At 61.3% G+C, this 20,431-nt stretch carries 18 protein-coding genes; 8 read left to right on the top strand and 10 right to left on the bottom strand.

Annotation, left to right across the window (positions count from 1 at the left end; translation table 11 throughout):
- Window positions 1–86: 86 nt before the first annotated feature.
- Window positions 87–1,382 (top strand): glycine-betaine demethylase subunit GbcA, encoded by a 1,296-nt coding sequence (gbcA, locus tag CRN80_RS11335; RefSeq protein WP_032894948.1) that lies wholly within the window; start codon window positions 87–89, stop codon window positions 1,380–1,382.
- Between the two features lie 746 nt (window positions 1,383–2,128).
- Here the strand turns inward: gbcA and CRN80_RS11330 are convergent.
- From CRN80_RS11330 to CRN80_RS11305, 6 genes are all read right to left on the bottom strand, one after another.
- Window positions 2,129–2,905: an electron transfer flavoprotein subunit beta gene (locus tag CRN80_RS11330; RefSeq protein WP_164545343.1), complete on the bottom strand. Its 777-nt coding sequence runs from the start codon at window positions 2,903–2,905 to the stop codon at window positions 2,129–2,131.
- Between the two features lie 4 nt (window positions 2,906–2,909).
- On the bottom strand, window positions 2,910–4,130 hold the full coding sequence (locus CRN80_RS11325) for an electron transfer flavoprotein subunit alpha/FixB family protein (RefSeq protein ID WP_098950164.1): 1,221 nt from the start codon (window positions 4,128–4,130) through the stop codon (window positions 2,910–2,912).
- Window positions 4,130–6,073: a dimethylglycine demethylation protein DgcB gene (dgcB, locus tag CRN80_RS11320; protein ID WP_098950163.1), complete on the bottom strand. Its 1,944-nt coding sequence runs from the start codon at window positions 6,071–6,073 to the stop codon at window positions 4,130–4,132. The genes CRN80_RS11325 and dgcB overlap by 1 nt, the downstream gene beginning before the upstream one ends.
- Before the next feature lie 137 nt (window positions 6,074–6,210).
- Window positions 6,211–8,271: a dimethylglycine demethylation protein DgcA gene (gene dgcA, locus CRN80_RS11315; RefSeq protein ID WP_032894946.1), complete on the bottom strand. Its 2,061-nt coding sequence runs from the start codon at window positions 8,269–8,271 to the stop codon at window positions 6,211–6,213.
- A gap of 15 nt (window positions 8,272–8,286) precedes the next feature.
- Complete coding sequence (locus tag CRN80_RS11310) at window positions 8,287–8,817, bottom strand: DUF5943 domain-containing protein (RefSeq protein ID WP_005792152.1); 531 nt, start codon at window positions 8,815–8,817, stop codon at window positions 8,287–8,289.
- A 78-nt stretch (window positions 8,818–8,895) separates the two neighbouring features.
- Window positions 8,896–9,873 carry a dipeptidase gene (locus CRN80_RS11305; RefSeq protein ID WP_014720245.1) on the bottom strand — a complete coding sequence of 326 codons (978 nt, stop codon included), beginning with the start codon at window positions 9,871–9,873 and terminating at the stop codon, window positions 8,896–8,898.
- A gap of 218 nt (window positions 9,874–10,091) precedes the next feature.
- Here CRN80_RS11305 and CRN80_RS11295 point away from each other — a divergent pair, with 218 nt between their 5' ends.
- Window positions 10,092–10,493 carry a lysozyme inhibitor LprI family protein gene (locus CRN80_RS11295; protein WP_044271826.1) on the top strand — a complete coding sequence of 134 codons (402 nt, stop codon included), beginning with the start codon at window positions 10,092–10,094 and terminating at the stop codon, window positions 10,491–10,493.
- A gap of 40 nt (window positions 10,494–10,533) precedes the next feature.
- Window positions 10,534–10,950, top strand: coding sequence for a DUF3010 family protein (locus tag CRN80_RS11290; RefSeq protein WP_098950162.1), 417 nt, complete (start codon window positions 10,534–10,536; stop codon window positions 10,948–10,950).
- A gap of 7 nt (window positions 10,951–10,957) precedes the next feature.
- On the opposite strand, the gene CRN80_RS11285 is transcribed toward CRN80_RS11290, so the two are convergent.
- Together CRN80_RS11285 and CRN80_RS11280 are read right to left on the bottom strand one after the other, a co-directional pair.
- Window positions 10,958–11,386: a hypothetical protein gene (locus CRN80_RS11285; protein WP_047711954.1), complete on the bottom strand. Its 429-nt coding sequence runs from the start codon at window positions 11,384–11,386 to the stop codon at window positions 10,958–10,960.
- Between the two features lie 240 nt (window positions 11,387–11,626).
- Window positions 11,627–12,571 (bottom strand): GlxA family transcriptional regulator, encoded by a 945-nt coding sequence (locus CRN80_RS11280; RefSeq protein WP_032894941.1) that lies wholly within the window; start codon window positions 12,569–12,571, stop codon window positions 11,627–11,629.
- Window positions 12,572–12,766: 195 nt separating this feature from the next.
- Here CRN80_RS11280 and CRN80_RS11275 point away from each other — a divergent pair, with 195 nt between their 5' ends.
- From CRN80_RS11275 to CRN80_RS11255, 5 genes are all read left to right on the top strand, one after another.
- Window positions 12,767–13,711 carry a choline ABC transporter substrate-binding protein gene (locus tag CRN80_RS11275; protein ID WP_032894940.1) on the top strand — a complete coding sequence of 315 codons (945 nt, stop codon included), beginning with the start codon at window positions 12,767–12,769 and terminating at the stop codon, window positions 13,709–13,711.
- 73 nt (window positions 13,712–13,784) lie between these two features.
- Complete coding sequence (locus CRN80_RS11270) at window positions 13,785–14,672, top strand: 3-keto-5-aminohexanoate cleavage protein (RefSeq protein WP_056782933.1); 888 nt, start codon at window positions 13,785–13,787, stop codon at window positions 14,670–14,672.
- Window positions 14,673–14,814: 142 nt separating this feature from the next.
- Window positions 14,815–15,780: an L-carnitine dehydrogenase gene (locus CRN80_RS11265; protein ID WP_032894937.1), complete on the top strand. Its 966-nt coding sequence runs from the start codon at window positions 14,815–14,817 to the stop codon at window positions 15,778–15,780.
- Between the two features lie 119 nt (window positions 15,781–15,899).
- Entirely contained in the window at window positions 15,900–16,421 is a 522-nt protein-coding gene (locus CRN80_RS11260; RefSeq protein ID WP_138183515.1) for a thioesterase family protein, read from the top strand.
- Window positions 16,422–16,616: 195 nt separating this feature from the next.
- A complete protein-coding gene (locus tag CRN80_RS11255; protein ID WP_032894934.1) occupies window positions 16,617–16,880 on the top strand; it encodes a hypothetical protein in 264 nt (87 codons plus the stop codon).
- A gap of 127 nt (window positions 16,881–17,007) precedes the next feature.
- Here the strand turns inward: CRN80_RS11255 and CRN80_RS11245 are convergent, their stop codons facing one another.
- Together CRN80_RS11245 and CRN80_RS11240 are read right to left on the bottom strand one after the other, a co-directional pair.
- Window positions 17,008–18,111 (bottom strand): GlxA family transcriptional regulator, encoded by a 1,104-nt coding sequence (locus CRN80_RS11245; RefSeq protein WP_003194907.1) that lies wholly within the window; start codon window positions 18,109–18,111, stop codon window positions 17,008–17,010.
- 527 nt (window positions 18,112–18,638) lie between these two features.
- The gene (locus tag CRN80_RS11240) at window positions 18,639–20,015 is read right to left on the bottom strand and encodes an L-serine ammonia-lyase (RefSeq protein WP_014720257.1); all 1,377 of its coding nucleotides are present in this window, start codon (window positions 20,013–20,015) and stop codon (window positions 18,639–18,641) included.
- Window positions 20,016–20,431: the final 416 nt, after the last annotated feature.

Below are 20,431 nucleotides of genomic sequence, written 5' to 3'. Positions count from 1 at the left end.
ACAAAGACGCGTTCTTTACGCCTTGCACAGCACCAACCGTAGCCACTATTCGCCGGCCACACAGAATGGCCATGAGGACACACACGATGGACGTCACCGCAACCTTAAGCTTGGGCGATCCGCTGGAACCCGCACGCAAGGCCACCGCGCAAATGCTGCAAGAGCGCGAGCGCACTTTTTCGCTGCCGCAGCCGTTTTACTCTGATGAGCGGCTGTTCGATATCGACATGCAGGAGATCTTCCAGAAAGAGTGGTTGATCGCCGGCATGACCTGCGAAATCCCCACCAAGGGCAACTACCTCACCCTGCAAGTGGGCAAGAACCCGATCATCGTGATCCGGGGGGCCGACGGCGTGGTGCATGCGTTCCACAACGTCTGCCGCCACCGTGGCTCACGCTTGTGCACCAGCGACAAGGGCAAGGTCGCCAAATTGGTCTGCCACTACCACCAGTGGACCTACGAGCTGGACGGCCGCCTGCTGTTCGCCGGCACCGAGATGGGCGCCGATTTCGACATGAAGCAGTACGGCCTCAAGCCGGTGAACGTAAAGACCGCTGGCGGCTACATCTTTATCAGCCTGGCCGAAAACCCACCGGCCATCGATGACTTCCTGTCGACGCTCAGCCATTACATGGAACCCTACGACATGGAGAACACCAAGGTGGCGATCCAGACCACCTTGTTCGAAAAAGCCAACTGGAAGCTGGTGCTGGAAAACAACCGCGAGTGCTACCACTGCAACGCGTCACACCCCGAACTGCTGAAAACCCTGCTGGAGTGGGACGACGTCACCGACCCACGCGCCGACCAAGCGTTCAAGGACCACGTGGCCGCTTCTGCCGCCGCCTGGGATGCCGAAAAAATCCCTTACGCCCACGCCAGCTTCGGCCTGCGTAACCGCATTGTGCGCATGCCGCTGCTCAAGGGCACCGTGTCGATGACTCTGGATGGCAAGCAAGGCTGCGCCAAGCTGATGGGCCGCATCAAGAACCCGGATCTGGGCTCGATGCGCATCCTGCACCTGCCCCACTCCTGGAACCACTGCATGGGCGACCACATCATTGTGTTCACCGTGTGGCCCATCAGCGCCCAGGAAACCATGGTCACCACCAAGTGGATCGTGCACAAGGACGCCGTGGAAGGCGTGGACTACGACGTGGAGCGCATGCGCCAGGTGTGGGACGCCACCAACGACCAGGACCGTCGCCTGGCCGAAGAGAACCAGCGTGGCATCAACTCCACCGCTTACCAGCCTGGCCCTTACTCCAAGACCTATGAGTTTGGCGTGGTGAATTTTGTGGATTGGTACAGCGAGCGCATGTTGAGCAACCTGGGCGCTGCTCCGGCGCCGTACCTCAAAGGTGTGGCAGCACACGAATAACTGACACCTATGGATCACACTGTAGGAGCGAGCTTGCTCGCGAAAAACTCACAGGCACCGCGTATATTCAGGAAGCACGCGTTATCGTTGACGTTTTTCGCGAGCAAGCTCGCTCCTACATCATTTCTCGCGCAAGCCGCTAGGGCCCTGCCTTCCAGCCTTTACCCCACAACTTATCCACAAAGCCACCCACAGCAATTGTGGGCAAGTACGCCGTGCACGCAAATTAAATCAAGAACATCCGTGACTTATTTAAACTTGCGGGTTTTATCTTAAGCTGTTCATTTATTGATCAAACCTACAAGAGCCTTGTTTGGCGTGGCTTTCAGCGGTAAGCGAACACCTTATCCACAGATGCACCAACAGACTTTGGGGGCAACTTTGTCCGGGTTGTGGAAAAGCCTGGGAAACCCTCATAAATCGGGGATGTGTCGCAGTTAAAAACGCGAAAAAGTTAGATTTGATCAATTATTAACCAATCCTGCGAAAGCCACGTTTCATAAGGCCTGTAGCGGATAGCGAACATCTTATCCACAAAAGCGCCAACAGACTTTGGGGGCAAGTCGAGGCATTGAGCCGATGAAAACCCGAGCAAAAACCGAGAGTTAGGCTGGTTAGTTTTCGTACAAAGGGCTGGAGAGCTTGATACGCCGGGCTTGTGGACAACCGCGAACAGGTTATCCACAGGCGGATCAACAGGCCTTGTGGGTAAGCCAGCTCCCACAAGGTTTGGTGGTGGTCAGGTATCAGCGTACGACACCCTCTTCTACAAGAAGCTTGAGAATCGCCTGCGCGCCTTCTTCGGCGCTGACGCCCTTGAGCACCTGCCCCCCACCACCACTGGCCTTGGCCGTGGCAGCCTTCATCCGATCGGCGCCGCTCTTGGCCTTGATCACCTTGAGGCGCTTGGGCCGTGGCTTGGCCGGTTGCAGCAGTGCGCCTGTGAATAACTCATCCTGTTCAATCTCGACGTCATGGGCCGCCAGCTCACCCCGTTGCGCCGGGCCGTAGGCGCTCTGGCGTGGCTTGGGCGCCGCGTTATCCACAGTGGCAAGAAACGGCAGGCGCACCTTCAAGCGCCGCCGCTGGCCGCGAGGCAACGCCTGCAGCACCAGGGCTACGCCGGCGTCGATGGACTCCACCTGCGCCAGCCCCACAATCAGCGGCCAGCCCAATTGTTCGGCCAACAGGAACGGCAGCATCCCCGAACCTTCGCCGGTTTCTGCCTGGCTTCCGGTCAGAACCACTTGGGCACCGGCGTCGCGCAGATACTCGCTGAGCACCGGCAACGCATCGGCGCCGGCCGGCTGTTCGAGTACCTGCAGTTGCGGCAGGCCCATGCCCAGGTAGCTACGCAGGGTCGGCTCGCTGACATCACCCGCGTGCAGCACCTGCAACTTATCCCCAGCCAGTTGCAGCCCCAGCTCGACCGCGCGCGCGTCCTGCTCGGCGCGGCGTGGGCGCCCGGAGGTGGGGTGAGCGCCGATGGACACCAGGCTGAATACTGTGTTCGTCATGGTCATATCCTCAGGCTGCATCGCGCTTGGCGCCGTTGCGGTAGGTTTCGACCGCTGCGATCAAAGCGTTGAGTATCGCGGCGCTTTCGCCGATCACCGACAGGTCGGCACGCTTGATCATGTCGCAACCCGGGTCGAGGTTGATTGCCACCACCTTGTCGCAGGCACCAATGCCTTGCAGGTGCTGGATCGCCCCGGAAATCCCGACGGCCACGTACACCCGCGCAGTGACCCAGGTACCGCTGGCGCCGACCTGGCGATCACGCGCCATGAAGCCATCGTCCACTGCCACCCGCGAGGCGCCTTCGGTGGCGCCCAGGGCCGCGGCGGTCTGGTGGAACAGCGCCCAGTCCTTCACGCCGTTGCCACCTGAGAAAATGAACTCGGCCTCGGCCATTGGAATCGCTGCCGGGTCGACCGCCACCGCACCGAGGTCTTCGATACGCGGCAAACTGCGCGCCAGGCTTGTGGATAACTCCACGGGCAAGACTTCGTGGCGGGTCTCGCTGACCGGATCGGCACATTCGGCGGCGGCGAGGATCAGACGGGGCAACGGTCGCGCCAGGTCTTCCTGGCCGGCACCGGCGCGGCCGATGCATTCCTCGCCCTTGATCTGCCACACCCGCGTTGCCGGGCGTTCCTTGAGGCTGGCGGCAAAGCGTCGCCCCAGTTCGCCACCACCGCTGCGGCTGTCTGGCAGCAGCCAGTGGCGCGGGCTGAATTGGTTATCCACAGCACGCAAACCCTGCACGCGTTGCTCCGGTGCATAACCTTCGAATTCATGCCCCTCCAGCACCAGCAATCGGTCGACGCCGGCGGTGGCAAAGGCGCTTTCCTTGTGTTCACCGAACACCACCGCCAACACCGCGCCGTCACTGCCGGCCAGTTGGCGCGCCAGGCCAAGCAGGTCACGGTCGTGGCTGCTCAGGCGGCCACCGACCATGTCCGGTACCACGTTGATGTAGAACGCCGGGGCCGGCACCTGATGCAGCGGCAATTGCACTTCCACTGCCGCGGTACGCTTGGACGCGCCGCCCTGCTGGGCACCGCTGCGGTCGATGCGCTTGATGCCGTTGGGGCCGATAAAACCGACACCATGCACGTTTTTGCGAATGACACCGTTGGGCCCCATCCAGCTGTGTTGCAGCGGCTGCATCGCCGCGTGCAACGGGTGCAGGCGGTTACGGGCGATCCATTCGGCCCGTGGGTCGCGGCGGATAATGTCGCTCATCAGTGCACCTCCGCAGGTTCACGCTTGAGGGGGGCTTTGGCTGGCGCGGCGTCTTCAAGCAACGCGTCGGCGACCAGCTCGGCGATGTCTTTGATCAACGGGCGTGGTTCGACCACGCCTTCCAGCATCGCGGTGCATTGCGGGCAACCCACGGCCACCAGTTCGGCACCGGTCTCGCGGATGTCGTCCATGCGCATATCGGGAATACGTTGCTTGCCGGGAATGTCGGTGATCGGCGCGCCGCCGCCGCCACCGCAGCAACGTGAACGGAAGCCCGAGCGTTGCATCTCCTTGACCTCGATACCCAACGCCCGCAGCACTTGGCGCGGCGCCTCGTATTCCCCGTTGTAGCGGCCCAGGTAGCACGGGTCGTGGTAGGTCACGCTGCTGCCTTTGTGCTGGCCCAGGTTCAGCGCGCCCTCGCCAATCAGCTCGGCCATGAAAGTGCTGTGGTGCTGCACCCGGTAGTTACCGTTGAAGGCGCCGTATTCGTTTTTCAGCACATGGAAGCTGTGTGGGTCGCAGGTGACGATGCGCTTGAAGCTGTACTTGGCCAGGGTCTGGATATTGCGCGTGGCCAGCAGCTGGAAGGTCGCTTCATCGCCGAGGCGCCGCGCCACGTCACCGCTGTCGCGTTCTTCCAGGCCAAGCACGGCGAAGTCCACCTGGGCAGCCTTGAGCACTTTGACGAACGCGCGCAGGGTGCGTTGGTTACGCATGTCGAAGGCGCCGTCGCCGACCCAGAACAGTACATCGCAACTGCCATTGTCGCTGAGCAACGGCAGGTTCAGGTCTGCCGCCCAGTTCAGACGACCACCGGGGGCAAAGCCGCCAGGGTTGTCAGTAGCGATCAGGTTTTCCAGGACTTCGGCGCCCTTGTTCGGCGTGGCGCCTTTTTCCAGGGTGAGATGGCGGCGCATGTCGACGATGGCGTCCACGTGCTCGATCATCATCGGGCACTCTTCCACGCAGGCGCGGCAGGTGGTGCACGACCACAGGGTCTCGGCGTCCACCAGGCCGTTGACGATCGGCTGGTGCGGATTGCCGCCGTGTTCGCCCACCGGTTTGCCGGGGTACGGGCTGCCGGCGAACTTGGCATCGGTGCCACCGGCCAGGCCGACCACCATGTCCTGGATGAGTTTTTTCGGGTTCAGTGGCTGGCCGGCGGCAAACGCCGGGCACGCCGCTTCGCACTTGCCGCACTGCACGCAGGCGTCAAAGCCAAGCAGTTGGTTCCAGGTGAAGTCCTTGGGTTTTTCCACGCCCAGCGGCGCGGTTTTATCGCTCAGGTCCAACGGTTTCAAACCGGTGGAGCGGCCACCGCCAAAGCGTTCGGCGCGGCGGTGCCAGGCCAGGTGCAGGGCACCTGCGAAGGCGTGTTTCATCGGCCCGCCCCAGGTCATGCCGAAGAACATTTCGGACACGCCCCACAACACGCCCACGCTCAGCAATGCCGCAAGCAACCAGCCGCCGAAGTCGGCGGGCAGAATCCCGGCCACCGGCAAGGTCACCAGGAAGAAGCTCACCGAGAAGGCCATCAGGCTTTTGGGCAGGCGCATCCACGGGCCTTTGGACAGGCGCGCAGGCGGATTGCGGCGGCGCAGGTACATGAAGATCGCGCCGACAAACATCAATGTCGACGCCAGCAGCAGTGCATAGCCAAGAATGCGGCTCTGCAGGCCGAAACCGTGCACCGCAATCGCCAGCAGCGCCGACAGCACAAAGCCCAGCGCCGTCGCAACGTGGGTGTTGGCGATGTATTTGTCACGGGCGACCACGTGGTGCAGGTCGACCATGTAGCGCTTGGGCATGGCCAACAGGCCACCCAGCAGGTCGACTTTGGATGCGCGGCCACGGCGCCACATGTTCACCCGGCGCAGGGCGCCGAGGACGGCGAGGCCCAGGGCGGCAAAGAGCAGGATGGGAAGAAGGGTATTCAGCATGGTGAAGCTCCCACTAAGATCGTTCCCACGCTCTGCGTGGGCATGCATCCTGTGACGCTCTGCGTCACGACCTTAAAAGCAGACGCGGAGCGTCCAGGGCGGCATTCCCACGCAGAGCGTGGGAACGATCAGGTGCGTCAGAAATCCTTGCACAAGCGCAGGGCGTCATAGATGGCGGCGTGGGTATTGCGCTGGGCCACACAGTCACCAATGCGGAACAGCAAGTACCCCTCGCCCGCTTCGCTCAAGCAGGGCTGCGGCTTGATCGCAAACAAGGCTTCAACGTCGATCTGGCCCTTGTTGCGTGAGCCTTCCTTGAGCCCGTAGTAAATGGCCTCGTCCGGACGCACGCCGTTCTCCACCACCACCTGGTCGACCACCCGCTCCTCTTTGGCGCCGGTGTATTCGTTCTCCAGCACAGCCACCAGCTTGTCGCCCTCGCGGTAGACCTTTTCCAGCATCATGTCGCCGGTCATGATCACTTCCTTGGGGTACATGCTGCGGTAGTACGTGGGGAACGACGTACCGCCGATCGCCACGCCCGGCTTGATGTCGTCGGTGACGATTTCCACCTGGCTGCCTTTGTCGGCCAAGAAGTCGGCCACCGACATGCCGGTGAATTCACAGATGGTGTCGTACACCAGCACGTTCTTGCCCGGCGCCACCTTGCCGTCGAGCACGTCCCAACTGCTCACCACCAAGCCTTCGGCGGCGCCCCAGTGTTCGTTCTGCTCGATGAACGGATGACCGCCCACCGCCAGCACCACCACGTCCGGACGCACGTCCAGGATGGTCTCGGCATCGGCTGCAACACCCAGGCGCAGGTCGACTTTCAAGCGCGCCAGTTCCAGTTGATACCAACGGGTGATACCGGCGATCTGGTCACGCTGCGGCGCTTTCGACGCGGTGGTGATTTGCCCGCCGATAAACTCTTTTTTCTCGAACAGCGTCACGTCGTGGCCACGTTCAGCCGCCACGCGTGCAGCTTCCATCCCGGCCGGGCCGGCACCCACCACAACCACCTTGCGCTTGGGCCCGGTGGACTTCTCGATGATGTGCGGCACGCCCATGTATTCACGGGAGGTCGCGGCGTTCTGGATGCACAGCACATCCAGGCCCTGGTACTGGCGGTCGATGCAGTAGTTGGCGCCCACGCACTGCTTGATCTGGTCGATCTGGCCCATCTTGATCTTGGCGATCAGGTGCGGGTCGGCGATGTGCGCACGGGTCATGCCGACCATGTCCACATAGCCGCCTTCCAGAATGCGCGTGGCCTGGTTCGGGTCCTTGATGTTCTGCGCGTGCAGCACCGGAACCTTGACCACTTCCTTGATGCCGGCCGCCAGGTGCAGGAACGGCTCCGGCGGGTAGCTCATGTTCGGGATGACGTTGGCCAGGGTGTTGTGGGTGTCGCAACCCGAGCCCACCACACCGATGAAATCGAGCATGCCAGTGTCGTCGTAGTACTTGGCGATTTGCTTCATATCCTCGTGGGACAAGCCGTCCGGGTGGAACTCGTCACCGCACAGGCGCATGCCCACGCAGAAGTCGTCACCCACTTCGGCACGCACGGCCTTCAACACTTCCAGGCCGAACTTCATGCGGCCCTCGAAAGTGCCGCCCCATTCGTCGGTACGCTTGTTGACCCGCGGGCTCCAGAACTGGTCGATCATGTGCTGGTGCACGGCCGACAGTTCCACCCCGTCCAGGCCACCGGCCTTGGCCCGGCGTGCAGCCTGGGCGTAGTTGCCGATCACACGCCAGATCTCTTCCGGCTCGATGGTCTTGCAGGTGGCACGGTGCACCGGCTCGCGCACGCCGGACGGCGACATCAGGGTCGGCCAGTTGAAGCCGTCCCAACGCGAGCGACGGCCCATGTGGGTAATCTGGATCATGATCTTGGCGCCATGCTTGTGCATGGCATCGGCCAAATTCTGGAAGTGCGGGATGATGCGGTCGGTGGACAAGTTTACCGACGCCCACCACTCCTGCGGGCTGTCGATGGCCACCACCGAGGAGCCGCCGCAGATTGCCAGGCCAATACCGCCCTTGGCTTTCTCTTCGTAGTACTTCACATAGCGGTCGGTGGTCATGCCGCCGTCGGTGGCATACACCTCGGCATGCGCAGTGCTGAGCACGCGGTTGCGGATGGTCAGTTTGCCGATCTGGATCGGCTGGAACATTGCTTCGAAAGCCATGGCACGGTCCTCGGCTTACAACGGTTTGACGGTGAACAGACCATCGTCGTGGCCCTCTTCGGAGCCTCCGTAGACTTGTTCGGCGACAGTGCGGATCTTGCTGCCACGGGCCTCAAGAATCTGGTCCATGGCACCGGCAAACCAGCCGGTGAACATGTAGTCCACCTTGCGGCCGACCTTGCCGTACACGTAGACGAATGCCGAGTGTTCCAGCTTGACGCTGGCGGTACCTTTATCCAGGTCGATGTCCTGGATCTTGAACAGGCCCCAGCCGCGTTGCGACAGGCGTTTCATGTAATGCTCGAACACCGCGACGCCTTCCAGGCCATGGCATTCAGCTTCTTTTTCACACCAGTGCCAGGCGGATTTGTAGCCGGCCTTGTAGAGGATCTCGGCGTAGGCGTCAGCGCCCAGCACTTCTTCGATACCCATGTGGTTGTTGACGAAGAAATGGCGTGGCACGTACAGCATCGGCAGGGCGTCGGAAGTCCAGACACCGGTTTCGCTGTCGACTTCGATAGGCAATTGCGGGGCGATCTTGGCCATGGAAACTTAACTCCAGAAAATTCGTTTTGATGCCCGCCGCGCGGATGGCGGCGGGTGAAGGATTAAGCGAGCAGTGGCTTATTCGCCCCAGACGTCCTTGAGCACGTTGACCCAGTTCTCGCCCATGATCTTGCGCACCACGCGCTCGCTGTGGCCGCGCTTGAGCAGGGTCTCGGTGAGGTTGGGGAACTCACCCACGGTGCGGATGCCCAGCGGGTTGATGATCTTGCCGAAGCTGGTCAGGCGGCGGGCGTAACCCTTGTCATGGGTGAGCATTTCGAAGAAATCCTGGCCATGGCCCTGGGTGAAGTCGGTGCCGATGCCGATGGCGTCTTCGCCGACGATGTTCATGGTGTATTCGATGGCTTCGGCGTAGTCGTCGATGGTCGAGTCGATGCCCTTGGCCAAAAACGGCGCGAACATGGTCACGCCGACAAAACCGCCATGGTCGGCGATGAACTTCAGCTCTTCATCGGACTTGTTGCGCGGGTGCTCTTTAAGCCCGGACGGCAGGCAGTGGGAGTAGCACACCGGCTTTTTCGATTCGAGGATGACCTCTTCGCTGGTCTTGGAGCCGACATGGGACAGGTCGCACATGATGCCGACGCGGTTCATCTCGCCGACGATCTCACGCCCGAAACCCGACAGGCCGCCATCGCGTTCGTAGCAACCGGTGCCCACCAGGTTCTGGGTGTTGTAGCACATCTGCACCACGCCAACGCCGAGCTGCTTGAAGATCTCGACATAGCCGAGTTGGTCCTCAAACGCATGGGCATTCTGGAAGCCGAAGATGATGCCGGTCTTGCCCTGCTCCTTGGCGCGACGGATGTCGGCGGTGGTTTTCACCGGGATCACCAGGTCGCTGTTTTCCCGGATCAGGGTCTGACTGGCAACGATGTTATTGATCGTGGCCTGGAAGCCTTCCCACACCGACACCGTGCAATTGGCGGCGGTGAGGCCACCTTTGCGCATGTCTTCGAACAGGTCGCGGTTCCACTTGGCAATAATCAGACCGTCGATAACGATGCTGTCGGCGTGCAACTCGGCTGGGCTCATCAGGCGTCCCCTTATTGGCGATTCATGCGCCGAATCGTCTGCCGGCGCTTTGGGGCCAGCATATGCCCAGGCACCGACGGAGCCGGGTGCAAAAACGACAGGGGAATTGCCGAAAGCGTCAATCCGCGACAAAGGCTGCGAAGACAGGCCCCACGGTCGGCTGTTCTTTGTCTTACGCTTGAGCCAGAATTCCTCATCACCTGATATGAGACGGCGCAATGAAATCGATTTTCCTGGCTTTGGCACTCATCGCAACCACCGCCCACGCGGCCGAAGACCCCGACAGCACGCCGTGCGACGGCATCGAGAACGACCAGCAAACCCTGGAATGCGCCACCTACAACAAAACCACCGCCGAGCAATTGCTCAAGGATAACTATCAGGGGTTGCTGGAGCGCATGGGTTCGACCTACGGCAGCGACAAGACCAAACTGGCGGACATTACCGCCCGTCTGAAGGATGCCCAGCAAAAATGGGAAAAACTGCGCGACGCCGATTGTGCAGTGGACACCTTCCCGGCGGTAACCGGCACCAAGGCGTATGCCATTGCGCACAACGACTGCCTGGCGCGGATGAGTGATGAGCGGTCGGAGTTTTTGGAGTCGATTGGCCAGGAATAAGCGACAATCGCGCCACTCTTTCTTTTGACCAAGGCTACTCATGACTCTGTGCGGCATAGAAATCAAAGGCAGCGAAGCCATCATCGCTGTCGCCTCCCTGGACAACCAGGCGCTGACCCACGTCGCCCTGGCCACCAAGAAAATCGCCCTGGACGATGACGACGAAGCGGCCAACGTCAAAGCCTTTGCCGCACAGGTGAAGGCGTTCGTGCAGGCGAACGCCATTACCCGTATCGCGATCAAGAAGCGCAGCAAAAAAGGTGAGTTCGCCGGTGGCCCGACGACGTTCAAGATTGAAGGGGTGTTTCAATTGCTGGAGGGGGTTGAGGTGACGCTGCTGTCGCCGCAGACCATCAATGCGCAATACAAAAAGCACACCTTTGATCTGCCAGCGACGCTCAACAAGTATCAGCACGAGGCCTATAAAACAGCCTGCTCAGGCCTGATGAAGAAATAACTGCGCGTCAGCTTTTGACGCAGTGCTCCAGGCCGTGCCCGCCGCCTTCGTATTCTGGGCCGTAGTAATACTTGACGAAGGACACCTTGCCTTCCGGGGTGGGTGTTACTTGGGCGACACCCACACCAAAGTCTTTCAAGGCAGGGTCGGTATGGGCGAAGTAGATACCCAGGGTATCGGCAGTCCCGGCGGCCATGCCTTCATAGCGGGACTTGTCTTCCAGGGTCAGAGTGAAGGTGTAGGCCGCATATTTGCCAGTGCTTTGCTTGGCGTCGAGTTTCATGTCGACAACGCCTTTGAAGTTGCCAATATGTTTGTCCTGGCCGGTACATTCATAACGCCCGCTGTAATCGGCGCCCGTGAAAGGCGCTGGCGCCTGGGCGGCCCACACTGGGGTGGACGCGAGTGCAATCAGAGTGATTAGTTTTTTCAGCATGCCAACCTCTTATGGTTACGTAAGGAACCCTTTGGACGTTAGCAGTCCGTTTCCAGTAATCGCTCGCAACCTTGCAAAACAAGAATATTCCCACGCCACCACATGCGTTTACTGACATCACACTACATACCAATGTGGGAGCTGGCTTGCCTGCGATTGCGATGTATCAGTTGGCCTATGCAGTGCTGACCCGCCGCCATCGCAGGCAAGCCAGCTCCCACCTTGAATCTGCACCAACGCTTAAACCACCTCCCGTCGCCGATCCTCCCGCGGGCATTTGGCAAACCTTGCGCGATAGCTCCTGGTGAAATACGACGGCGACTCAAACCCGCACGCAATACTCACCTCCAGCACGCTCATGTCGCTCTGGCGCAGCAGTTTTCGGGCTTTTTCCAGGCGCAGGCCAAGGTAGAAATTACTGGGGGTGTCGTTCAGGTGCAGGCGAAACAGCCGCTCCAGTTGGCGTCGGGTGACTTTGATCGTTTCGGCCAGGGCCAAGGTGCTCAGGGGCGGTTCGGTATGCTGTTCCATTTCGCCGATCACGTGTACCAGCTTCTTGTTGTTGATGCCGTAGCGCGTGGCGATCTGCATGCGCTGGTGGTCTTTGCGTGGGCGGATGCGGCTGAGTACGAATTGCTCGGAAACCTGGATAGCCAGCTCCGGGCCGTGGGCCTGGGCGATGAGGTCGAGCATCAGGTCGATGGAAGCCGTGCCGCCGGCGCAGGTGATGCGGCGCCGGTCGATTTCGAACAGCTCCTGGGTCACGCTCAGGTGCGGATAGGCTTCCTTGAAGGCGTCGATGGCTTCCCAGTGCAAGGTCAGGCGGTGGCCGTCGAGCAGCCCCGCCTCGGCCAGCACGCAGGCGCCGGTGTCGATGGCGCCGAGGGTCACACCCTCATGGTCGAGGCGGCGCAGCCAATGCTCCAGGGCGGGCGTGGCGAACTGCAGGGGTTCGAAGCCGGCCACCACCAGTAAAGTCGCGCCTTTTTTCAGTGGCTCGAGCGCTGCGTCAGCGTTGACCGACATACCGTTGCTCGCCAGCACCGCGCCGCCATCGGCACTCAAGATGTGCCAGCGGTACAGCTCGCCGCGAAAGCGGTTGGCCACCCGCAACGGTTCCAGCGCGGAGATAAAACCGAGGGCCGAGAAACCCGGCATCAGCAAGAAGTAGACATCCTGGGACATGGTGGCGCTCTCGTCGGACGGGCAGCGTGGTCACTGTGATACGCCAGTTCAACCGGCCATTCAAGAGCACAGGTCGCTGCAGTGCAAGAGCGAGTCGCCGCCGTGCGCTTTGCGGGGCGCCAAGCTGCGTAACGTGATCCTACGGCGCACCAAGACGCCGGCACCCACAATAACGACCTGCCGAGGGCTCCACCCATGAACCGACTGATCAGCCGCTGCGTACTTGCACTCAGCGCCAGCGCTATTTTGAGCACCCCTGTCATGGCAGCGGATGCCCCTGCTTGCCAGAACGTGCGCATGGGCGTGGTGAACTGGACCGACGTCATCGCCACCAGCGCCATGGCCCAGGTGCTGCTCGATGGCCTCGGCTACAAGACCAAACAAACCAGCGCCTCTCAGCAAATCATCTTTGCCGGCATCCGCGACCAGCGCCTGGACCTGTTTCTCGGTTACTGGAACCCGCTGATGACCCAGACCATCACGCCGTTCGTCGACGCCAAGCAAGTCAAGGTCCTCGACAAAGCCAGCCTGGAAGACGCCCGCGCCACCCTCGCAGTGCCGACTTACCTGGCCGACAAGGGCCTGAAAACCTTTGCTGACATCGCCAGGTTCGAGAAAGAACTGGGCGGCAAGATCTACGGCATCGAGCCGGGCTCGGGGGCTAACACGCAGATCAAGGCAATGATCGCCAAGAACCAGTTCGGCCTGGGCAAGTTCCAGTTGGTGGAGTCCAGCGAAGCCGGCATGTTGGCGGCCGTGGACCGTGCCGTGCGCCGCAAGGAAGCGGTGGTGTTCTTTGGGTGGGCGCCGCACCCGATGAACGTCAATGTGGCGATGACTTACCTCACCGGCAGCGAAGACGCCCTGGGCCCGAACGAAGGCATGGCCACCGTATGGACCGTGACCGCGCCGGCCTACGCCGAGCAGTGCCCCAACGTGCATAAGCTACTGACCAACCTGACGTTCACCGCCGCCGACGAGAGCCGGATGATGCAGCCGCTGCTGGATCACAAGGACGCTTTGGAATCCGCACGGCAGTGGCTCAAGGATCACCCTCAAGACCGGCAGCGCTGGCTCGATGGCGTCACCACTTTCGACGGCAAACCCGCCGCGACCAACCTGCAACTGACCAGCAAATAACATTTTGCGAACCACCGTTTCGCGGCCACTTGCGACCGCGAACGGCACCACCACGCCTGTAAGGAACCGCCTCATGAACCACGACGTCATCATCACCTGCGCACTCACCGGTGCTGGCGACACGACCGCCCGAAGCCCACACGTGCCGGTCACGCCCAAACAAATCGCCGCCGCCGCGGTGGAAGCCGCCAAGGCCGGCGCCACCGTGGTGCACTGCCATGTACGCGACCCGCAGACCGGCAAATTCAGCCGCGATGTAGCCCTGTACCGCGAAGTGATGGAGCGCATCCGCGAGGCCGACATCGACATCATCGTCAACCTCACCGCCGGCATGGGCGGCGACCTGGAGATCGGTGGCGGCGAGAATCCCATGGAGTTCGGGCCCAATACCGACCTGGTGGGCCCACTGACCCGCCTGGCCCACGTTGAAGAACTGCTGCCGGAAATCTGCACCCTGGACTGCGGCACGCTGAACTTCGGCGATGGCGACACCATTTACGTGTCCACCCCGGCGCAACTGCGTGCCGGCGCCAAACGTATCCAGGAACTGGGCGTAAAGGCCGAGCTGGAGATTTTCGACACCGGCCACCTGTGGTTCGCCAAGCAGATGATCAAGGAAGGGTTGCTCGATAACCCGCTGTTCCAACTGTGCCTGGGCATTCCCTGGGGCGCGCCGGCCGATACCACCACCATGAAAGCCATGGTCGACAACCTGCCCGCCAACGCGGTGTGGGCCGGCTTCGGCATTGGTCGCATGCAAATGCCGATGGCCGCGCAAGCGGTGCTGTTGGGCGGCAACGTACGGGTGGGCCTGGAGGACAACCTGTGGCTGGACAAGGGCGTGCTCGCCACCAATGGCCAGTTGGTGGAACGCGCCAGTGAAATTCTCAGCCGGTTAGGCGCACGGGTCCTGACCCCGGCCGAAGGCCGCATCAAGATGGGCCTGACCCAACGCGGCTAACACAGACACCACCACTCCTGTGGGAGCCGGGCTTGCCCGCGATGAGGCCAGTACATCCGCCACATCTCTAGAGCTTGGAATGCCGCCATCGCGGGCAAGCCCGGCTCCCACAAAGGATCACCGAACACTTTAGGAATATGCCATGCGCTTTATCACCGACATCAAAACCTTCGCCGCGTTGGGCAGCGGCGTCATCGGCAGCGGCTGGGTATCCCGTGCCCTTGCCCATGGCCTGGATGTGGTCGCCTGGGACCCCGCCCCCGGTGCCGAGGCAGCCTTGCGCAAACGTGTCGCCAACGCCTGGGCCGCCCTTGAGCAACAGGGCCTGGCGCCCGGAGCCTCCCAAGACCGCCTGCGCTTTGTCACCACCATCGAAGACTGCGTAAAAGACGCCGACTTCATCCAGGAGAGCGCCCCGGAACGCCTGGAACTGAAGCTGCAATTGCACAGCCAGATCAGCGCCGCGGCCAAGCCCAATGCCTTGATTGGTTCGAGCACCTCCGGGCTGTTGCCCAGCGAATTCTATGAGGGCTCCACCCACCCGGAACGCTGCGTGGTCGGCCACCCCTTCAACCCGGTCTACCTGTTGCCACTGGTAGAGGTGGTGGGCGGCAAAAACACCGCGCCAGAGGCGATCCAGGCAGCGATCAAGGTGTATGAATCCCTGGGCATGCGTCCGCTGCATGTACGCAAGGAAGTGCCGGGGTTTATTGCCGACCGCCTGCTGGAAGCGCTATGGCGTGAGGCCCTGCACCTGGTCAATGACGGCGTGGCGACGACTGGTGAAATCGACGATGCCATTCGTTTTGGTGCCGGGTTGCGCTGGTCGTTCATGGGTACCTTCCTCACTTACACCCTGGCGGGCGGCGATGCCGGCATGCGCCACTTCATGGCCCAGTTCGGCCCAGCGTTGCAGTTGCCGTGGACTTACCTGCCGGCACCTGAATTGACTGAAAAACTGATTGATGATGTGGTCGACGGCACCAGTGAACAGTTAGGTAACCACAGCATCTCGGCGCTGGAGCGCTATCGTGATGACTGCCTGCTGGCGGTACTGGAAGCCGTAAAAACAACCAAGGCCAAGCACGGCATGAACTTCGCCGAATAACCCTGTAGGAGCGAGCTTGCTCGCGAAGATCGCCGACGCTAACGCGCGGCATCAGGTACCCCACGGCGATCTTGAGTTTTTCGCGAGCAAGCTCGCTCCTACAAATTGGAATTCCTACCATGCCCGCACTGACCACCTACACCACCAAAATCCTGCCGGACTGGGTCGACTACAACGGCCATCTGCGTGACGCGTTCTATCTGCTGATCTTCAGCTACGCCACCGATGCGCTGATGGACACCCTGGGGCTGGACAGCGAAAACCGCGAAGCCAGCGGCCACTCGCTGTTCACTCTGGAGCTGCACCTGAACTACCTGCACGAGGTAAAGCTCGGCGCCGAGGTTGAGGTGCATACCCAACTGATCGCCCACGACGCCAAGCGCCTGCACCTCTATCACAGCCTCCACCTTGTGGGCGAAGGGCGCGAGTTGGCCGGTAACGAGCAGATGCTGCTGCATGTCGATCTGGCCGGGCCGCAGTCGGCGCCGTTTGCCGGCGCCACCCTGGAAAAACTCACTGCCCTGAGCCAGGAACACGCCGACCTACCCCGGCCTGCCCTGCTCGGCCGGGTGATCGGGCTGCCCGCAAAAAAAAAGCCCCGATCCAGCCGTGACGGGATCGGGGCAGAGTGCTTTGTGTGAGCCGTGCATTCGAGGGTGACCAAACCGTCAAGCTGCGTGCCTGGGTTCAGTGTGCCTGTAACGGGTCAGATCAAGTGACCCGAAAACGACCTGTTCATAGCCATGCGAGCCATCGCTGGATTCTGCCCTTGCCGCCAGTCCTGGGGCCTACCAGAATCCAAGTCAATTCCCGCTCCCTACACCAGGATGACTGTCATGATGCACGCGGATTTGATTGACCAGGATGACCTGCTGGGCCAACTGCGCTCGCTGGGTTTTGAAGTGTCCAGCGGCGCTACCGCCGAGCAGGCTTGCGAATGTGCGGTGCGCGGGTTGAGCGAAGCCCGGGCCAAGGCGCTCAAGGGCATGGTTGAAAAGATGTACAGCGGCAGCGCGACGATTTTGCCGGCGGTGAGGCAGGCGATCGACAAGCAATTGTTGCCGGCGCTGATGCAGTTCAAACAAAGCTCCGGCGCCTGAAATACATCCTCTGTAGGAGCGAGCTTGCTCGCGAAGATCGCCAACGATAACGCGGGGCATCAGGTGCCCCACGGCGATCTTGAGTTTTTCGCGAGCAAGCTCGCTCCTACCATAAGGCAGCCCGGTGTCAGAGCCTTACGCTGGCAAACGTCGACTCATTGCGCGCCTGGCTCAACGCCGACATCGGCCCCGACAATGGGGACAACACCAGTGCCGGCGGAATCGGCATCATCGCCACTTGCTGGGTGGTGTTGGAGCCTACGCGCTCATCCCGTGGCGGAATGCCGAAGTACTCGCGATAGCACTTGGAAAAGTGTGGCGTAGACACAAACCCGCACACCGAGGCGACTTCGATGATCGACATCGGCGTCTGCTTGAGCAGTTGCCGTGCGCGGATCAGGCGCAGCTTGAGGTAGTAGCGCGACGGCGAGCAGTGCAAGTATTTCTGGAACAGCCGCTCCAACTGCCGGCGCGACACGGCGACATACACCGCCAGTTCGTCCAGGTCGATCGGCTCTTCGAGGTTGGCTTCCATCAGCGCGACGATTTCCTGCAGCTTCGGCTGGTTGGTGCCGAGCATGTGCTTGAGCGGCACACGCTGGTGATCTTGTTCGTTGCGGATGCGTTCGTACACGAACATCTCGGAGATGGCGGCCGACAATTCACGGCCGTGGTCGCGGCTGATCAGGTGCAGCATCATATCCAGGGGCGCGGTGCCGCCGGAACTGGTGAAGCGGTTGCGGTCGAGGGTGAACAGGCGCGTGCTCATGGCCACCCGCGGGAAGGCTTCCTGCATCGACGCCAGGCATTCCCAGTGCACGCTGCAATCAAAGCCGTCGAGCAAGCCGGCGCAGGCCAGGGCCCAGCTGCCGGTGCACACTGCGCCGAGGCGACGAGACTGGCGTGCCTGGCTTTGCAGCCACGACACATGTTCACGGGTGACGGTGCGCTGGATACCCACGCCGCCGCACACGATGACCGTGTCCAGGACGGGTGCTTTGTGCATGGAGGCATCGGGGGTGATTTGCAGGCCATCGCTGGCCCACACCTGGTTGCCGTCGACGCTCAGGGTTGTCCAGCGATACAGCTCGCGGCCGGACAGCTGGTTGGCCATGCGCAGTGGCTCCACGGCTGACGCCAGGGAAATCAGCGTGAAATTGTCCAGCAGCAAAAAGCCGATGGATTGAGGCGCACGGTTCTGGGGTTGGGCCCCGGAGTTGGTCGACGTCATCGCAGTATCTCCTCACATCACACAAAGCAGGTGGTGGCCTCAGGCGAGGCTCTTGTTATTGCGCTCGTCCTGAAAAGGAGAGGCTTTGCAATTGATAGAGCAAATGCCATGCCTAAAATTGAATGGCTATTCAAGAACTCCTGAAAACGACCTGTTGATGCGTCTATACAAGCCCGCGCGTGAAGTGCGGGATATGACGCATAACGGGCCGGGTTCAAGGGGTGTGAGCAGATCGGTAGCACTTGTGGGAAGGCGCTTTGCGGGCGTAGGAGAAGTCTGTCACCCAAAGCACATCAGGCGTGTGATCGTGTAGGAATCGTTCGGAAGCTACTTATCTATTTGCGACGCGCTAAAAGGTGGCGATTTTGGCCGGGATGTTCACTTTGTGAGCAATGATGCTCCTCTGTTCGGCTCGTTCCCACGCTCTGCGTGGGCATGCATCCTGTGACGCTATGCGTCACCCATGGGACGCGGAGCGTCCGGGGCGGCATTCCCACGCGGAGCGTGGGAACGATCATGTCACTGACTCAACATTCAACCGCACTCACCGCCAACCCACCCCGCGATGTCTCTTTGTACTTGTCATGCATATCAGCCCCGGTATCACGCATGGTGCGGATCACCCGGTCCAACGAGATGAAGTGCTGGCCATCGCCACGCAACGCCATTTGCGCCGCGTTGATCGCCTTCACCGCCGCGATCGCATTGCGCTCGATACACGGCACTTGCACCAAACCGCCCACCGGGTCGCAGGTCAGGCCAAGGTTATGTTCCAAACCGATTTCGGCGGCGTTGCACAGTTGCTCCGGCGTGGCGCCGAGGATCTCCGCCAATCCGGCCGCAGCCATGGCGCACGCAGAACCGACCTCGCCCTGGCAACCGACTTCGGCCCCCGAGATCGAGGCGTTCTTTTTACACAGGATGCCCACCGCCGCCGCGCCGAGCAGGTAGTCGACCACGTTGGCTTCGGTGACTTCTTCACTGAACTTCATAAAGTAGTGCAACACCGCCGGGATGATCCCCGCCGCGCCATTGGTGGGCGCCGTGACCATGCGCCCACCGGCGGCGTTTTCTTCGTTGACCGCCAGGGCGAACAGGTTGACCCATTCCATGGCGCTCAAGGTCGAGCCGATCACATTGGGCTTGTTCAGCTCCTGCAAGCTGCGGTGCAACTTGGCGGCGCGACGGCGCACGTTCAAGCCGCCGGGCAGGATGCCTTCGTGCTTGAGGCCCTGCTCCACGCAATCTTGCATGGCGCGCCAGAGCTTCATCAGGCCGCTGCGGATTTCTTCTTCGCTGCGCCAGGTTTTTTCATTCGCCAGCATCAGTTCGGCAACGCGCAGGTTGTGGGTCTTGCACAGCTGCAACAGCTCCACGGCACTGGAAAAGTCATAGGGCAGCTCAGTGCGGTCCATGTCTGCCACACCGCTTTGGGCCTGGGCTTCATCCACCACAAAACCGCCACCCACCGAGTAATAGGTGTCGCGGTGCAACTCGCCGTTTTCGCCGAATACCACCAGGGTCATGGCATTGGGATGGAACGGCAGGTTTTCATCGAGCAGGCGCATGTCTCGGGCCCACACAAACGGCACCGGCAACCGCCCGTCCAGCAGCAGCGTGTCGGTTTCGCGCAAGGTGTGAATGCGGGCGCCGATTTGCGTGGGGTCGATTGCGTCCGGCCATTCGCCCATCAGGCCCATGATGGTCGCGGTGTCGCTGCCATGGCCGATGCCGGTGGCCGACAGCGAGCCGTACAGTTGCACTTCGACACGCTGCACCTGTTCCAGCCACCCACGCTCACGCAACCCTTGAACGAACAACGCCGCGGCGCGCATGGGCCCCACGGTGTGCGAACTCGAAGGCCCGATGCCGATCTTGAACAGGTCGAAAACGCTGATAGCCATTAACGTGAAACTCCTCGATAAGCACGGGCCGGGCTTGAACGAGGTGCTACGCTCAGATCGCCCAGATGGCGGCATCATCAAGCTTTTATTCGTCATCACGGCGTCTCACACCGACGCACTCATGCTCACCAGCGGCGCTCGCGTGCGAACGCCAGTTTTGGCCGTTTTTTGCGGTGCAGAAGGGTAAAAACAGCAGTTTTACCTTCGGAAAAACCTGTAAGCGACGTCATCGGTACTGGATGCGACCCTCCCTGTACTGGATACGACGCCCCCTGTAGGCGTCAGATTTTCACTGGTACATGATCAGTCTCGACTCGTTTGCAAGGCACCGCGCCAGAGCTGTTGCCTCACGCTCCAACCGCAACACTTATAAAGCGCGGCGAATGCCGCCAGAAAAAGACACAGGAGTCTACCCA

The sequence above is a fragment of the Pseudomonas sp. FDAARGOS_380 genome (assembly GCF_002591235.1).
Lineage (GTDB): Bacteria > Pseudomonadota > Gammaproteobacteria > Pseudomonadales > Pseudomonadaceae > Aquipseudomonas > Aquipseudomonas salmasensis.
This window is presented reverse-complemented; position numbering and strand designations above follow the sequence as displayed.

What these genes read in the sequence shown, in the direction of transcription:
- CRN80_RS11305 (WP_014720245.1), bottom strand. Translation starts at nt 9,873, where the DNA reads ATGAGCCCAGCCGAGTTGCACGCCGACAGCATCGTTATCGACGGTCTG.
- CRN80_RS11260 (WP_138183515.1), top strand. Translation starts at nt 15,900, where the DNA reads ATGCCCGCACTGACCACCTACACCACCAAAATCCTGCCGGACTGGGTC.
- CRN80_RS11275 (WP_032894940.1), top strand. Translation starts at nt 12,767, where the DNA reads ATGAACCGACTGATCAGCCGCTGCGTACTTGCACTCAGCGCCAGCGCT.
- gbcA (WP_032894948.1), top strand. Translation starts at nt 87, where the DNA reads ATGGACGTCACCGCAACCTTAAGCTTGGGCGATCCGCTGGAACCCGCA.
- CRN80_RS11265 (WP_032894937.1), top strand. Translation starts at nt 14,815, where the DNA reads ATGCGCTTTATCACCGACATCAAAACCTTCGCCGCGTTGGGCAGCGGC.
- CRN80_RS11295 (WP_044271826.1), top strand. Translation starts at nt 10,092, where the DNA reads ATGAAATCGATTTTCCTGGCTTTGGCACTCATCGCAACCACCGCCCAC.
- CRN80_RS11325 (WP_098950164.1), bottom strand. Translation starts at nt 4,130, where the DNA reads ATGAGCGACATTATCCGCCGCGACCCACGGGCCGAATGGATCGCCCGT.
- CRN80_RS11240 (WP_014720257.1), bottom strand. Translation starts at nt 20,015, where the DNA reads ATGGCTATCAGCGTTTTCGACCTGTTCAAGATCGGCATCGGGCCTTCG.
- CRN80_RS11310 (WP_005792152.1), bottom strand. Translation starts at nt 8,817, where the DNA reads ATGGCCAAGATCGCCCCGCAATTGCCTATCGAAGTCGACAGCGAAACC.
- CRN80_RS11330 (WP_164545343.1), bottom strand. Translation starts at nt 2,905, where the DNA reads ATGACCATGACGAACACAGTATTCAGCCTGGTGTCCATCGGCGCTCAC.
- CRN80_RS11245 (WP_003194907.1), bottom strand. Translation starts at nt 18,111, where the DNA reads ATGACGTCGACCAACTCCGGGGCCCAACCCCAGAACCGTGCGCCTCAA.
- CRN80_RS11255 (WP_032894934.1), top strand. Translation starts at nt 16,617, where the DNA reads ATGATGCACGCGGATTTGATTGACCAGGATGACCTGCTGGGCCAACTG.
- dgcA (WP_032894946.1), bottom strand. Translation starts at nt 8,271, where the DNA reads ATGGCTTTCGAAGCAATGTTCCAGCCGATCCAGATCGGCAAACTGACC.
- CRN80_RS11290 (WP_098950162.1), top strand. Translation starts at nt 10,534, where the DNA reads ATGACTCTGTGCGGCATAGAAATCAAAGGCAGCGAAGCCATCATCGCT.
- CRN80_RS11270 (WP_056782933.1), top strand. Translation starts at nt 13,785, where the DNA reads ATGAACCACGACGTCATCATCACCTGCGCACTCACCGGTGCTGGCGAC.
- dgcB (WP_098950163.1), bottom strand. Translation starts at nt 6,073, where the DNA reads ATGCTGAATACCCTTCTTCCCATCCTGCTCTTTGCCGCCCTGGGCCTC.
- CRN80_RS11285 (WP_047711954.1), bottom strand. Translation starts at nt 11,386, where the DNA reads ATGCTGAAAAAACTAATCACTCTGATTGCACTCGCGTCCACCCCAGTG.
- CRN80_RS11280 (WP_032894941.1), bottom strand. Translation starts at nt 12,571, where the DNA reads ATGTCCCAGGATGTCTACTTCTTGCTGATGCCGGGTTTCTCGGCCCTC.